Raw genomic sequence first — 15735 nt, 5'->3', positions numbered from 1 at the left:
CGCCATGGCTTTCGAAGCAATGTTCCAGCCGATCCAGATCGGCAAACTGACCATCCGTAACCGCGTGCTCAGCACCGCGCACGCCGAGGTTTATGCCACCGACGGCGGCATGACCACCGACCGGTACGTCAAGTATTACGAAGAGAAAGCCAAGGGCGGGATCGGCCTGGCGATTTGCGGTGGCTCCTCCAGCGTGGCCATCGACAGCCCGCAAGGCTGGTGGAAGTCGGTGAACCTGGCGGATGACCGGATCATTCCGCACTTCCAGAACCTGGCCGATGCCATGCACAAGCATGGCGCGAAGATCATGATCCAGATTACCCACATGGGCCGTCGTTCCCGTTGGGACGGCGAACACTGGCCAACCCTGCTGTCGCCGTCGGGCATCCGTGAGCCGGTGCACCGTGCGACCTGCAAGACCATCGAGCCGGAAGAAATCTGGCGGGTGATCGGCAACTACGCCACGGCAGCGGCGCGGGCCAAGGCCGGTGGCCTGGACGGCGTCGAATTGTCCGCCGTGCACCAGCACATGATCGACCAGTTCTGGAGCCCTCGGGTCAACAAGCGTACCGACGAATGGGGCGGCAGCTTCGAGAACCGCATGCGTTTCGGCCTGGAAGTGATCAAGGCTGTGCGCAAGGAAGTCGGTCCGGATTTCTGCGTCGGCATCCGTCTGTGCGGTGATGAATTCCACCCGGATGGCTTGTCCCATGAGGACATGAAGCAGATCGCCAAGTACTACGACGACACCGGCATGATCGATTTTATTGGTGTCGTGGGTTCAGGGTGCGACACCCACAACACCCTGGCCAACGTTATCCCCAACATGAGTTATCCACCGGAGCCGTTCCTGCATCTGGCGGCCGGTATCAAGGAAGTGGTCAAGGCACCTGTACTGCACGCGCAGAACATCAAGGACCCGAACCAGGCGACCCGTATTCTGGAGGGCGGCTACGTCGACATGGTCGGCATGACCCGCGCCCATATCGCCGACCCGCACCTGATCGCCAAGATCAAGATGGGCCAGGTCGACCAGATCAAACAGTGCGTCGGCGCCAACTACTGCATCGACCGTCAGTATCAGGGCTTGGACGTGCTGTGCATCCAGAACGCCGCAACTTCCCGTGAATACATGGGCGTGCCGCACATCATCGAGAAAACCACCGGTGTCAAACGCAAGGTGGTGGTAGTCGGTGCCGGCCCAGCCGGGATGGAAGCCGCTCGCGTGTCGGCCGAACGTGGCCACGACGTGACCCTGTTCGAAAAGAAAGAATTTATCGGTGGGCAGATCACTACCGCGTCGAAAGCTCCACAACGGGACCAGATCGCGGGTATCACTCGCTGGTTCCAGCTGGAACTGGCGCGTTTGAAAGTCGACCTGCGCCTGGGCGTGGCGGCGGATGCGGCGACCATTCTCGACCTGCGTCCGGACGTGGTGGTGCTCGCTGTCGGCGGTCATCCATTCCTGGAACAGAACGAACACTGGGGCGCGGCTGAAGGCCTGGTGGTCAGCAGCTGGGACATCCTCGACGGCAAGGTTGCACCGGGCAAGAACGTGCTGGTCTACGACACCATTTGCGAGTTCACCGGGATGTCGACGGCCGACTTCCTCGCCGACAAGGGCAGCCAGGTCGAGATCGTCACCGACGACATCAAGCCGGGCGTGGCCATTGGCGGTACGTCGTTCCCGACTTACTACCGCAGCATGTACCCGAAAGAAGTGATCATGACCGGCGACATGATGCTGGAGAAGGTCTACCGCGAAGGCGACAAGCTGGTGGCGGTGCTGGAAAACGAATACACCGGCGCCAAAGAGGAGCGGGTGGTCGACCAGGTGGTGGTGGAAAACGGCGTGCGTCCGGACGAAGAAATCTACTACTCGTTGAAGGAAGGCTCGCGCAACAAAGGCCAGATGGACATCGAAGCCTTGTTTGCGATCAAGCCGCAACCTTCGCTGAGCACCACGGGTGACGGCTACTTGCTGTTCCGTATCGGCGACTGCGTGGCCCAGCGCAATACACACGCTGCGATCTATGACGCGCTGCGGTTGTGCAAGGATTTCTAAGTCACTGACGCGCCCCCTGTAGGAGCTGCCGCAGGCTGCGATCTTTTGATCTTTGAAAGTCGCCAGACCTGAAGATCAAAAGATCGCAGCCTTCGGCAGCTCCTACGCCGACCGTGTTTCTCCAAGATGTACTGGTGGGAGCTTCACCATGTTGAACACCCTTCTTCCAATCCTGTTGTTCGCCGCCCTTGGCCTTGGTGTCCTGGGCGCGTTGCGGCGGGTGGCCATGTGGCGCCGGGGCCGGGCTTCGAAAGTCGACCTGATCGGCGGCCTGTTCGCCATGCCCAAGCGCTACATGGTCGACTTGCACCACGTAGTGGCGCGGGACAAATACATTGCCAACACCCACGTCGCCACGGCCGGCGGTGCGGTAGCGTCCATCGTGCTGGCGATTCTGGTGCACGGTTTCGGCCTGCATAACCGCTTCCTCGGCTATGCGCTGCTGCTGATGACAGCGGTGATGTTCGTCGGCGCGATCTTTGTTTACCTGCGTCGACGCAATCCGCCGTCGCGTCTGTCGAAAGGCCCGTGGATGCGCCTGCCGAAAAGCCTGCTGGCGTTCTCGGCTTCATTCTTCCTGTTGACCCTGCCGGTGGCGGGTATCCTCCCGGAAAACTTCGGTGGCTGGCTGTTGGCGGCGATTCTCGGAGTTGGCGTGCTGTGGGGCGTGTCGGAACTGTTCTTCGGCATGACCTGGGGCGGGCCGATGAAACACGCCTTCGCCGGTGCCTTGCACCTGGCCTGGCACCGTCGCGCCGAACGCTTTGGCGGTGGCCGTTCCACGGGGCTGAAACCGCTCGACCTGAATGACCCAACTGCGCCACTGGGCGTGGAAAAACCCAAGGATTTCACCTGGAACCAGTTGCTCGGCTTCGACGCTTGCGTGCAGTGCGGTAAATGCGAAGCGGCATGCCCGGCCTTCGCCGCCGGCCAGCCGCTGAACCCGAAAAAACTGATTCAGGACATGGTCGTCGGCCTGGCCGGTGGCACCGATGCCAAGTTCGCCGGCAGTCCGTACCCGGGCAAGGCCATCGGTGAGCACGCGGGCAATCCGCATCAACCGATCGTCAACGGTCTGGTGGACGCCGAAACCCTGTGGTCGTGCACCACCTGCCGTGCCTGTGTCGAGGAATGCCCGATGATGATCGAGCACGTCGATGCCATCGTCGACATGCGCCGCCATCTGACCCTGGAAAAAGGCGCAACCCCGAACAAGGGCGCGGAAGTCCTGGAGAACCTGATCGCCACCGACAACCCGGGCGGTTTCGCGCCGGGCGGGCGGATGAACTGGGCGGCTGACCTGAACCTCAACCTGCTCAGCGAAAAGAAATCCACCGATGTGCTGTTCTGGGTCGGCGACGGCGCCTTCGACATGCGCAACCAGCGCACCCTGCGCGCGTTCGTCAAAGTGCTCAAGGCGGCGAAAATCGACTTCGCCGTGCTCGGCCTCGAAGAACGCGACAGCGGTGACGTGGCCCGGCGCCTGGGCGACGAAGCGACCTTCCAGCTGTTGGCCAAGCGCAACATCCAGACCCTGGCCAAGTACAGTTTCAACCGCATCGTTACCTGCGATCCGCACAGTTTCCACGTGCTGAAAAACGAATACGGCGCTTTCGATGGCAACTACCTGGTGCAGCACCACAGCACCTACATGGCGGAAATCATCGATGCTGGCGCGCTCAATCTCGGTCAGCACAAAGGCGACAGCGTGACCTACCACGACCCGTGCTACCTCGGCCGCTACAACGGCGAGTACGAGGCGCCGCGTCAGGTGTTGCGCGCCCTCGGGATCGAAGTGAAAGAGATGCAACGTTCCGGCTTCCGTTCGCGCTGCTGCGGCGGTGGTGGCGGCGCGCCGATCACCGACATTCCCGGCAAGCAACGTATTCCCGACATGCGCATGGACGATATCCGCGAAACCGGCGCCGAACTGGTGGCCGTGGGTTGTCCACAGTGCACTGCGATGCTCGAAGGTGTGGTCGAACCGCGTCCAATGATCAAGGACATCGCCGAACTGGTAGCCGATGCGTTGCTCGAAGACGCAACGCCGGGAAAGCCTTCGGCACCGGCCAAACGTGAACCTGCGGAGGTGCATTAATGAGCGACATTATCCGCCGCGACCCACGCGCCGAATGGATCGCCCGCAACCGCTTGCACCCGCTGCACGCGGCCATGCAACCGGCGCAACACAGCTGGATGGGGCCTAACGGTCTCATCCGCAAGAATCCTCACGGGATCGGTTTTATCGGCCCCAACGGCATCAAACGAATCGACCGCAGCGGCGCTCAGCAGGGCGGGGCGACCAAACGCTCGGCCGCAGTTGAAGTGCAATTGCCGCTGCATCAAGTGCCTGCACCCGCGTTCTACATCAGCGTGGTGCCGGACATGGTCGGCGGTCGCTTGAGCAGCCACGACCGCGACTTGCTCGGCCTGGCTCATCAGTTGGCCGGCAAGGACGGCGCGGTATTGGCCGTGGTCTTCGGTGAGCACAAGGAAAACGCCTTCGCTACGGCTGGCGTGGATCGCTTGCTAGTGCTTGAGGGCGACGAATTCAGCGGTTATGCACCGGAGCAACGGGTCCAGGGCCTGCGGGCTGTGGATAACCAGTTCAGCCCGCGTCACTGGTTGCTGCCGGACAGTCGCAGCGGTGGTGGCGAGCTCGGCCGACGTTTCGCCGCGGCACTGGGCGAGCGCCCGGCCACGCGGGTCTGGCAGGTCAAGGATCAGGAGTGCATCGGCCGCGCCGGTGCGGGCCTGCAAGACCTTGCCCGTCCGCTGGCGCGCTTGATTCTGGCGGCTGCCGAGTGCGCCGAACCGGTCAGCGAAACCCGTCACGAAGCCTTGCCGGTGGAGTTATCCACAACCGTCGCCCGCAGTCTCTCGCGCATCGAGGATCTGGGGGCGGTGGCGGTGGATCCGGCGGCAATCCCCATGGCTGAAGCAGAGTTCATTTTCTCCGGTGGCAACGGGGTCAAGGACTGGGGACTTTTCCACAGGACCGCCGAAGCCCTCGGCGCGACCGAAGGCGCCTCGCGGGTGGCGGTGGACGACGGCTTCATGGCCCGCGATCGTCAGGTCGGGGCATCCGGCACCTGGGTCACCGCACGAGTCTATGTGGCGGTGGGGATTTCCGGGGCGATCCAGCACCTGCAAGGCATCGGTGCCTGCGACAAGGTGGTGGCGATCAACCTCGACCCTGGCTGCGACATGATCAAGCGTGCCGACCTCTCGGTGATCGGTGAGAGCGCGGAGATTCTTCAAGCCTTGATCGAGGCGGTAGAGGCTTATCGCAACGACGCCAAGCGCGATGCGGCTTAAGGGAAGGAAAGGGTTATGAGCACGAAAATCATCAGCCTGGTGTCCATCGGCGCCCACCCGACGTCCGGTCGGCCACGTCGCGCGGAACAGGATGCGCGGGCGGTAGAACTGGGCCTGCAACTGGCTGGGGATAACCTGCAAGTGCTGCATGCCGGCGACATCGCCGAGCCTGCATTGCGCGCTTACCTGGGCATGGGGCTGGAGCAACTGCATGTGTTGGAGCAACCGCAAGGCGCCGATGCGCTACCGGCGCTGACCGAGTATCTGCGCGATGCAGGTGCTCAGGTGGTGTTGACCGGCAGTCAGGCGGAAACCGGTGAAGGCTCGGGCATGTTGCCGTTCCTGCTGGCCGAAAGCCTGGGCTGGCCGCTGGTGGTGGGACTGGCGCAGGTCGAGTCCATCGATGGCAGTACGGCGCTGGTGCTGCAAGCCTTGCCGCGCGGTCAACGCCGTCGGCTGAAGGTACGCCTGCCGTTTCTGGCAACGGTGGATAACGCCGCGCCCAAGCCTCGCCAGAGCGCTTACGGCCCGGCCCGACGCGGCGTGCTGCAAGCGCAGGAAGTTGAAGTCATCGATGATGAACTGCTCGCAGTGGCCAGCCTGCAACCGGCCAAGCCACGGCCCAAGCGCCTGAAGGTGATCAAGGCCAAGAGCGGTGCCGACCGTATGAAAGCCGCGACAGCCAAGGCCAGTGGTGGAGGCGGGCAGGTGCTTAAAGGCGTGACGGCGCAAGCTGGGGCTGAGGCGATACTCAAGTTGTTGATTGAAGAAGGCGTGGTCCGCTAGCGGTCCGTTGGGGGAAATAAATGGCTGTTGAGTTTCGTTCGGCCCTGCGCAGCGATGCGCGGGAGATTGCCCGGTTGTTCCAGATTTCATCGGAGGGCGCCGCAGATTACATCTGGAGCCAGATGGCAGCACCCGGCCAGGACCTGCTGGATGTCGGCGCCACCCGCTATGCCCGCGATGATGTGGACTTTTCCTATCAGAATTGTCTGATCGCCGAGGTACAAGGGGAAGTCGTCGGCATGCTGCACAGTTACGTAATGCGCCATGATCCGTCGGCGGCTCCTGTGACCGACCCGGTGTTGGCGCCCTACGCCACGATGGAAATCCCCGACACCCTCTATATTTCCAGCCTGGCGCTGCATGAAGGCTGGCGGAACCAGGGGTTGGGCAAGCAATTCCTCGCCTACGCCTACGACCGGGCCAACCGGCTAGGGCTCAATGGCCTGAGTCTGATCGACTACGCCGCGAATACCGGCGCCCGGCGTTTTTATGAGCGTCACGGTTTCCGTATCGTCGACACCTGCCAGATCACGCCGCACCCGATGATTCGGGTTACCGGTGAAGCTTATCTGATGTATCGCCCCTAGGGCCCGGTCCTGTTCGTTGAACTACATTTTCACTGTGCGCTGTGCAGGGTGCGGCAGGGTGTTACGGAGTTTTCAGCGCTTGATCATAAAACCCGGTTTTTATGAGTGGGTTGCCCATGAAGCCTGTAAAGCTCTCCGTGTTGCTGCTTGGATGGGGCATGGCCGTGTCGACGGGGCCGATGGCCGCTACGCGACCTGAGCCCGAACCGGACTTCGATCAGTGGCTGCAGTCCGCGCAGGGACAGAACGCCTCCCTGGCGCAAATGCGCCAGCACTGTGACAGGGTGCTGGATGCACAAAAGAACCTCGGTTGTTCAGTGTCTGTCATCGCCCGGATGTTCGAAGCCAAAGCGGCCAACCAGTTGCCGGATTATGTTCTGGCGGTCAAGCGCAAACACGCCCGGGCCATCGAGGCCAGTCAGGAGCTGAACGCGTTGTTTTCCATGTTCGGCAACCAGTCCCTCTCGATCTTGAGAAGGACCGGCGAGTTCTCGGTGAAAGGATCCGGGCAACGCGAAGTGTTGAAGATTCATCCGTATGCCAGTGACTCTTTCATTGCCAGCGAGGTGCTGCCTTTCATCGATGTCGACGCGGCCAATGGTCATTCGGCGCGTTTCGTACTCGATACTGGCGCCCCGCAAACACGGGTCAATGTCGAGACCGCCAAGCTGATGGAGATCCGGCTGTTGCCCGACGCCCACTACGCCTACAGCACTTTTTATGGCGAGAGCGACCTGTCCGCCGGGCTGGGGATTCTTGACTCGATAAAGGTGGGAGGCAGCGAATTCAGGAATGTGCTGGTGTTTGTCAGCGACCGGGACAATTTGTTGGGGCTGGACCTGATCAGCAAGTTGGGACGCCTGAAAATCACCCGCAGAACCCTGGAACTGAACCCGGCGCCTGCCGCGCGCTGTGAATCGTCGATTGTGTATACCCGCATGGACATCAATCAACGCTTGACCATCGCCGCACGCCTGGATAATCGGGTTACCCGGGCCATCGTCGACACCGGCAATGTCGATTACCTGACGTCGGCCTCGCCGGGCAACTCCCCCGTTGATTCTGCCGACAAGCCACGCTATCAGACCTTCAAGGGCCTGCTGAATCTGTCAGGCCATAGCATGCCCATTACCTACAAGTACTACCCGCGCTTCACCATCCCGCCGTCATGGGTGCTTGGTCGGTACGTGCCGTCGATTTTGCTCGGCTGGCGTGCCTTCAATGACTTTGAGTTGAATCTGGATATCGAGTCGGGGCGCTCGTGTTTCAACAAGGGTTGATGCGTTTACCCACAATCCCTGTTAGCGCCACTGTGGATAACCTGTTTGCCCATCGCTGCAGCCCTTGAAAACCGGGCGATACAGCCACAAGATCAAAAAATAACCAGCCTAAGCTATGGTTTTTCATGGCTTTTTCAGGGAATAAGGACGCGTGAGCGCTGCGACTTGCCCCCAATCTCTGTTGGCGTTTCTGTGGATAAGATGTTCGCTTACCGCTGCAGGCCTTATGAAACGTGCCTTTCACGAGTTTGATCAAAAAACGACCAATCCGCTGTCTTTTACAGTTGAAGCGCTGGCAAGTGCAGATATTTCGTGGCTTTCAGAGGTTTTCCACAGAAGTCGGGAAGTTGCCCCCAAAGTCTGTTGGCGCTTCTGTGGATAAGGTGTTTGTCATCCGCCACAGGCCATGTAGAACGTGGTGTCTGTGCTGTTGATTAAAAAATGACCTGCTGCCGCAGAAAACTCCGATTTTGAATAAGTCACGGATTTTCTTCGTTTTCTGTGGAGAAAGTTTCCAGCACTTCCATAGTTGTCCCCATTTGCTGTGGGTGGCTATGTGGATAACTTGTTCGCCAAACCCTGCAAGCCCCGCCGGCTATAGTGCGCAACGCGATAGCTCAGATTTCATACAGTTCTAGGGCAATACCTTGACTTCATTCTGTCGCCTGTCTTCACTCCAATGGCACCAAGGACAGCCGTCACTTATCCACATCAGGTTCAGGGAGAACACATGATGGATAGCCAGTCCAATCGCTCGTCCCCCATTCCCTGCGCGTTCCGCGCTTTGCTGACGACGCCGTTGCCGCGCAAACGCACGCTGCGTCGTACCGCCAACCAGCGCGCTCGCCTATAGCGCCTGAATCCTGCCCAAACCGCTGCGCCGCCGCCGGGTTCGCCCGCAGGCTTGGTGCCCGTTCGTCCATTGATTGCAGGCAACCGTAGAGTTGCCCAATTTGCCTGAGAGGAACCTACTCATGACACGGATTGCAACGCCCATCAGCGAGATCAAGGAACACTACGACGTGATCGTCATCGGTTCCGGTTACGGCGGCGGCATTGCCGCGTCGCGCCTGTCCCGGGCCGGTAAACGGGTGTGCCTGCTGGAGCGCGGTCGGGAAATCCGCCCCGGCGAGTACCCCAACACCATGCTCGCCGCCACTGAAGAGCTGCAGGTGCACGATCCGGACGGCCACATCGGTTCACGCACCGGGCTGTTCGACCTGCACGTCAATGCCCAACAGAACGTGGTGGTGGGCTGCGGCCTCGGCGGAACGTCGCTGATCAACGCCAACGTCTCCCTGGAGCCGGAGCCCGGGGTGTTTGACGACCCGCGCTGGCCGCTGGAAGTGCGCGAACACCGTGACACCCTGCTCAAGGACGGTTACGCCCGCGCCCGGGAAATGCTCAAGCCCAATCCCTATCCGGACACTGCGCCGAACCTGCCCAAACTCGACGCCAACAAAAAATCCGCGGATTACCTCAAGCAGGGTGCACTTTTCTACAAGCCACCGATCAACGTGACCTTCGACAAACTGCCGAACAACACCAACCACGTCGGCGTCGAGCAGCTGCCGTGCAACCACTGCGGCGACTGCGTTTCGGGCTGTAACAACAAGGCCAAGAACACCACGCTGATGAATTACCTGCCGGACGCCTGGAACCACGGTGCGGAGATTTTCTGTCAAGCCCAAGTGCGGTATCTGGAGCGCGATGGCGATGGCTGGATCGTGCACTTCCAGTACCTGGAGAGCGGTCGCGAAAAGTTTTGCGCACCGACCCTGTTCGTCAAAGCCGACATCGTCGTGGTCTCTGCCGGCACGCTTGGCTCCACCGAAATCCTCCTGCGCTCTCGCGACAAAGGCCTGGCAATGTCCGGCCAGCTTGGCGAGAACATGAGCGGCAACGGCGACATTCTCGGCTTCGGCCACAACTGCGAACAGAGCATCAACGGTATCGGTTTCGGCGCGCATCCGGCCAAGGAACTGCACCCGGTCGGTCCTTGCATTACCTCGATCATTGACATGCGTACCGAAGGCGATTGGCGCAGCCGCATGGTCATCGAAGAAGGTTCGATCCCTGGCGCCCTCGGCCGGCCGATGGTGCCGAGCATGGCCGGATTCGCCGAGTTGCTTGGCGTACCGAGCGACGACACGTTCAGCGCCAAGGTGAAGTACAAGGAACGCGAAGTCGAGAGCTTCCTGCGTGGCCCGTACTACGGCGCGCTGCACAACATGCAGACCTACCTGATCATGAGTCACGACAGCGGCAATGGACGCATGCTGCTCGACAGCAAGGACCAGCTGCGTATCGACTGGCCGGGTGTCGGCGAGCAGGAAAACGTCAAACTCGGCAACCAACGGCTGCACCAGAGCACCAGGGCGCTGGGCGGGATCTGGGTGGAAAATCCGATCTGGACCAAGTTGCTCAAGCACAGCATCGTCTCGGTACACCCGTTGGGCGGTTGCGTGATGGGCGAGGACGCGGCGCAAGGCGTGGTCAACCACAAGGGGCAGGTGTTCAGTGGTGCCAGCGGCAGCGATGTGTACGCCTCGTTGTATGTGACCGACGGTGCGGTGATCCCGACGTCGCTGGCGGTCAACCCGCTGCTGACCATCTCGGCGGTGAGCGAGCGCAATATGGGGCTGCTGGCGGCTGATCGCGGCTGGCACATCGACTACAGACTGCCGTCGGCGCCACGCAAACCGTCGGTGCCGCAGACCCTCGGTGTGCAGTTCACCGAAACCATGAAGGGCTATTTCTCCCGGGCCTTCACCGCTGCTCAAAGCACCGACCTGAAAGTCTATGAAGCCGCGGCCAAGCGTGGCGAAGCGGACAATTCGCCGATCGACTTCACCCTGACCATCACGGCTGCCGACCTCAACCGCATGATCAAGGAGCCGGAGCACGCCGCAACCCTGGTCGGCACGGTTAGCGCCCCGGCGTTGTCGTCTGAGCCGCTGACCGCCAGCAATGGTGTGTTCAACCTGTTCGAGCAGTATCAGCAACAGGTCGGCGTGCGCCACATGAACTACGACATGAAGCTGACCGCCGAGGACGGCAGCGATTATTTCTTCAGCGCCTTCAAAACCGTGCCGGAAGACAATGGCGTGCTGAACATCTGGCACGACACCAGCACTCTCTACATCACGCTGCATCGCGGGCCGGACAAGAGTGGCGAAGTGATCGGCTCCGGAGTGATGCACATCCACCCGACCGATTTCGCCAAACAGATGACCACCATGAAGGTGCTCAACGCCCGCAACGAGCGCGAGCGCATCGACGGTCTGGCACGTTTCGGCAAGTTCTTCGCCGGCATCCTCTGGGAAAGCTATGGCGGGGTGTTCGCCGGTGACATCTACTTCAACCCCGATGCACCGCCACGGCAGAAACGGCCGCTGGATGCGCCGCCACCGAGCGTGCATTTCTTCTCAACCGAAGATGGCGTCGAATTAAGGCTGACCCGCTATCAGGGCGGCACAAAAGGCCCGGTGATGCTGGTGCATGGCTTGGGGGTGGGCTCGAATATTTTCTCCACCGACACCATCCAGACCAACCTGCTGGAATATCTGTGCAAGCATGACTACGACGTCTGGTTGCTGGATTTGCGGGTGAGCATTCTGCTGCCGGCGAGTAAACAGGAATGGAACGGCGACCAGATCGCCCAATACGATTTCAAGGCGGCCATCGCTCAGATCCAACAGCAAACCAAGGCTAACGATGTGCAGTGCGTGGTGCATTGCTACGGCGCGACGACTTTCTTCATGTCGCTGCTGGCCGGGCTGCAAGGGGTGCGCTCGGTGGTCTGCTCGCAAATTGCCGCCGACACCGTGGTCGCCACTGCGACAGGGTTGAAGGCCGGGCTGCACCTGCCGGGGATGCTCGACGCGCTCGGCATCAAATCACTCACGGCCTACGCCGACAGCAAGGAGAACTGGTTCAACAAGCTTTACGACAAAGCCCTCAACGGCTATGCGCGGATCGAAGCCCAGGGTTACTGCACCAACCCGGTGTGCCACCGCATCACCTTCATGTACGCCTCGCTGTACCGCCACGACACCCTCAATGAAACCCTGCACGACAACCTGCACGAGCTGTTCGGTGAGTCGAACATGCACACCTTCGAGCATCTGGCGCTGATCGTGCGCAAGGGGCATCTGGTGGACTTCAAGGGGCATGACGTGTACATGCCGCACTTTGAGCGCTTGAGCATGCCAATCTGCTTCATCAGCGGCGCCGACAACCAATGCTACCTGCCGGAAAGCACGCTCAAGACCTATGAGCGCGTGTGCAAAGTCCATGGACCGGAGCGCTACAGCCGGCATGTGGTGCCGGGCTACGGCCACATCGACTGCATGTTCGGCAAGAACGCGGTGGCGGATGTGTACCCGATCATCCTTGGACACCTGGAAAAAACCGCCCTCGGCTGACGCAACCGCGTAGGAGCTGCCGAAGGCTGCGATCTTTTAAAGGCAAAAGATCGCAGCCTTCGGCAGCTCCTACAAGGGGGCGGTGTGGCGCTCGAAAAGGACAAAAGGAAAGGGATGCCATGGACAGTTACATCCGCTGGTTTCAACGCTTCATCTGGTTAGGCATTTTAATGAACATGGTGTTCGCAATCCCGGCGCTGTTTGCGCCGGCATTGCTGACCTCGATGCTCGGTATGCCGCCGCAACTCTCCGATCCGTGGCTGGAAAATGCCGGCATGCTGCTGGTGGGGATCAGCCTGTTCTACATGCCATCAGGCTTCAACGCACCGCGATATGTCGTGCATTCGTGGCTGTGCGTATTGTCGCGACTGGTCGCCGTGGCGTTCTGGATCTATCTGATCAATACGAGCAACCAGGCCCAGGTATTCGTGCCGATGCTGCTGGGCGATCTGAGCATGTTCCTGATCCTCGGGATTCTGCTGTACCTGGGCAGCGCTCCGGCGAGTCGGCCGTGGGCCTTGCTGTGCGATGGCTGGCGGGCCTGGTGTGCTGGGTGGGCGCAGCGCTGGCAACGGCACAGTTTCAAGGTGGGCACTTCGATTGTGGTTTTGTTGCTGGCGTTCATCGGTTACCAGACCTGGTACCAGATGCTGCGGGTGGTGCCGGCCGAGCAATACGCCTCCGACGAAGACCACTACAAGTACGCCGCCATCGGCCTCGGCATTGAGGCGCGAATCCCGTATTACCTGTTCGCCGTGCTGCCGCAAATGTGCCCGGAAAAATTGCCGAAGCCTGGCGGCTACGAAGTGTTCGGTTTCCTCTACGAAAATGGCAAGGATCTGCCGATCGGCATGGCCAAACGACAAATCGGCTACCCGACCGTGGAGCCCAACTGCGCGCTGTGCCACACCGGCTCCTACCGCGCCAATGCCAGCGACGTCGCCACTGCGGTGGCCAGTGCGCCGGCCAACACCCTGCAGCTGCAAGCCTTCCAGTGGTTCGCCTACGATTGCGCCAGCGACCCGAAATTCACCACCGACGCGGTGATGGCAGCGATCAACAGCAAGTTCCAGCTCGGTTTTTTCGAGCGATTGTACAACCGCTACCTGATCATCCCGATGGCCACGAGCGCACTGATCAAGCAGAAACAGGCCTATGCCTGGCAACAACTGCGCGCACCGCAAGGACCGGGTCGCACCGACACCTTCAATCCGACGAAAATGGTGGTGTTCGGCTTCCCGGATGACTCGACCATCGGCACCGTCGACTTGCCACAAGTCTGGAACCAGAAACCCCGGGAGTCGCTGTACCTGCACTGGGACGGCAACAACAACGACATCCACGAACGCAACTATGCGGCGGCCATGGCCGTGGGCGCGACGCCGGAGTCGGTGCTGCCAACCAGTTTCAACCGGGTGACCAACTGGCTGCTGGGCCACAAGGCACCGGCCTGGCCGTTCGCGCTGGATCAGGCCAAGGTCGCCAGGGGCAAGCCGGTCTGGGAAAACAACTGCGCCGGTTGCCATGATTTCGGCCGCACCGACACCGGTCAGGTCACCACCAACATTGATGAACTGGGTACCGATCCCCATCGGCTGAATTCGTTCACCACGGGTCTGGTGACGGCCTTCCACGGCTTCAAGAAGTCGCCGTTCGATTTTGGCGCCTACCGCAAGACCCAGAGCTACAGCAACACGCCCACCGACGGCATCTGGTTGCGCGCGCCGTACTTGCACAACGGTTCGGTGCCGACACTGTGGGATCTGCTGCAACCACCGCAACTGCGGCCGCAGGTGTTCTTCACCGGCTCCGACATTTACGACCAGGACAAGGTTGGTTTCGTCACCAGTGGCGAGCAAATGAAAGCTTCGGCGGACTTCAAATACGACACCCGTCTGGAGGGCAACCACAACGGCGGCCACCTGTACGGCACGCAGCTGTCGGAACTCGATAAGCGGGCGCTCATTGAGTTCATGAAAACCTTGTGATTCCAATCGGATGGAGGAAGGCGATATGTCACTGGTCAATCATTTGGGAAATGAGTACGACAAGGTCAAAGTGCGGCTGCACGGGTTGCTCACGCGCGTGGAAATGGCCTGGATGAAGCTCGTCAGCGAGCTCGAACCCCAGGAGTTCGAAGCCATCATCGCGCTGCTCAAACGTGGCCACGATCAGGCGCAGTACGTGCTCAAGCACGGCGAGTTGCCGGACGATCAGCCGAGCGTGCCGTGGGAGTTGGCCCACGGCTTGTCTATCCTGCGCATCGGTAACGCCAGCCCCTTGCCGCAATCGGTGGATGAACTGCAAACCCGGGTGCTGAAGGACGGCAGTCTGCTCGGTTGCCGTAAATGGGAACTGCTCGATCTTTTATGGAGCGAGGCCCTGCTGAAGTGGATTGAAAACCTGCACCATCACGCACCGTTCGCCACGGACCCGGCACTGGTGAAAATGGGGCGCGACGTGACCCTGGCGATCGCCGGCGACTGGGGCACCGGGCCATTCGACAGCCATGCCCCGGCGGTGGCGGTGGCCAATCAGATGAAACTGGCCCGGGCCAATTTCACTATTCACCTGGGGGATGTGTATTACGCCGGCACCCGCTCCCAGGAAGACGTGGACATGGCCGGTTGGCCGATGGGCACGCAGGGTTCGTTCACGCTCAATTCCAACCACGAGATGTACAGCGGCGCCCACGGCTATTTCAAGGAACTGGCCAAGCGCTTTCCGGCGCAGCAGGGCACCAGCTATTTTGCGTTGTACAACGACGACTGGCTGGTGATCGGCCTCGACTCGGCGTATGCCTCGGACGCCATGAACCTGTACATGGATGGCACCCTGAACCAACCACAGATCGACTGGATGAAAAGCCTGCCGCAGCGCAAGAAAGTGATGGTACTCAGTCATCACCAGGGCTTTGACATTTCAGGGCACAACAAGACCGCGCTGTATCAACCGGTGTGCGACGCCCTGGGGCGCGAGCCGGACTACTGGTATTGGGGGCATTTGCATAACGGCATCTGTTACGCCACCCAGGGCGGGTTGCATGCACGTTGCGCCGGGCATGGGGCGATCCCTTACGGCAACGCCAGTGAACTGAACGGGCATTCGCGGGTGTTGTGGTCGGAAACGCAGAATGCGCGGGATCCGGCCTATCCGGATCGGGTATTGAACGGGTATGTGAAGGTGCGGCTGGTGGGGGAGAACATCGAAGAGACGTTTATTGGCGAGAATGGGTCGGTGCGGTGGTCTTCGGCATTACAGTAATGGTGTGT

10 protein-coding genes are annotated in these 15735 nt (G+C 60.7%); all 10 read left to right on the top strand.

What is annotated here, in order from left to right; all coding sequences use genetic code 11:
• Nucleotides 1-4: 4 nt before the first annotated feature.
• The 10 genes from dgcA to AC1D19_RS07910 all read left to right on the top strand — a co-directional run bounded on the left by dgcA (nucleotide 5) and on the right by AC1D19_RS07910 (nucleotide 15727).
• Entirely contained in the window at nucleotides 5-2065 is a 2061-nt protein-coding gene (gene dgcA / locus AC1D19_RS07955) for a dimethylglycine demethylation protein DgcA (protein ID WP_477762888.1), read from the top strand.
• Between the two features lie 148 nt (nucleotides 2066-2213).
• A complete protein-coding gene (gene dgcB / locus AC1D19_RS07950; RefSeq protein ID WP_477762887.1) occupies nucleotides 2214-4163 on the top strand; it encodes a dimethylglycine demethylation protein DgcB in 1950 nt (649 codons plus the stop codon).
• The gene (gene etfA, locus AC1D19_RS07945; RefSeq protein WP_477762886.1) at nucleotides 4163-5383 is read left to right on the top strand and encodes an electron transfer flavoprotein subunit alpha; all 1221 of its coding nucleotides are present in this window, start codon (nucleotides 4163-4165) and stop codon (nucleotides 5381-5383) included. The genes dgcB and etfA overlap by 1 nt, the downstream gene beginning before the upstream one ends.
• Before the next feature lie 15 nt (nucleotides 5384-5398).
• Nucleotides 5399-6169, top strand: a complete 771-nt coding sequence (etfB, locus tag AC1D19_RS07940; RefSeq protein ID WP_477762885.1) for an electron transfer flavoprotein subunit beta — start codon at nucleotides 5399-5401, stop codon at nucleotides 6167-6169.
• A 20-nt stretch (nucleotides 6170-6189) separates the two neighbouring features.
• Complete coding sequence (locus AC1D19_RS07935) at nucleotides 6190-6756, top strand: N-acetyltransferase family protein (protein WP_477762884.1); 567 nt, start codon at nucleotides 6190-6192, stop codon at nucleotides 6754-6756.
• Nucleotides 6757-6914: 158 nt separating this feature from the next.
• Nucleotides 6915-8036 carry a retropepsin-like aspartic protease gene (locus AC1D19_RS07930; protein WP_477763141.1) on the top strand — a complete coding sequence of 374 codons (1122 nt, stop codon included), beginning with the start codon at nucleotides 6915-6917 and terminating at the stop codon, nucleotides 8034-8036.
• A gap of 730 nt (nucleotides 8037-8766) precedes the next feature.
• Entirely contained in the window at nucleotides 8767-8889 is a 123-nt protein-coding gene (locus AC1D19_RS07925; protein WP_477762883.1) for a hypothetical protein, read from the top strand.
• A 121-nt stretch (nucleotides 8890-9010) separates the two neighbouring features.
• Nucleotides 9011-12463, top strand: a complete 3453-nt coding sequence (locus tag AC1D19_RS07920) for a GMC family oxidoreductase N-terminal domain-containing protein (RefSeq protein ID WP_477762882.1) — start codon at nucleotides 9011-9013, stop codon at nucleotides 12461-12463.
• A 119-nt stretch (nucleotides 12464-12582) separates the two neighbouring features.
• Nucleotides 12583-14451 (top strand): c-type cytochrome, encoded by a 1869-nt coding sequence (locus AC1D19_RS07915; RefSeq protein WP_477762881.1) that lies wholly within the window; start codon nucleotides 12583-12585, stop codon nucleotides 14449-14451.
• Nucleotides 14452-14476: 25 nt separating this feature from the next.
• Nucleotides 14477-15727 carry a metallophosphoesterase family protein gene (locus tag AC1D19_RS07910; protein WP_477762880.1) on the top strand — a complete coding sequence of 417 codons (1251 nt, stop codon included), beginning with the start codon at nucleotides 14477-14479 and terminating at the stop codon, nucleotides 15725-15727.
• The last annotated feature ends 8 nt before the right edge of the window (nucleotides 15728-15735 follow it).

The sequence above is a fragment of the Pseudomonas sp. P1_C12 genome, assembly GCF_056406435.1.
This window is presented reverse-complemented; position numbering and strand designations above follow the sequence as displayed.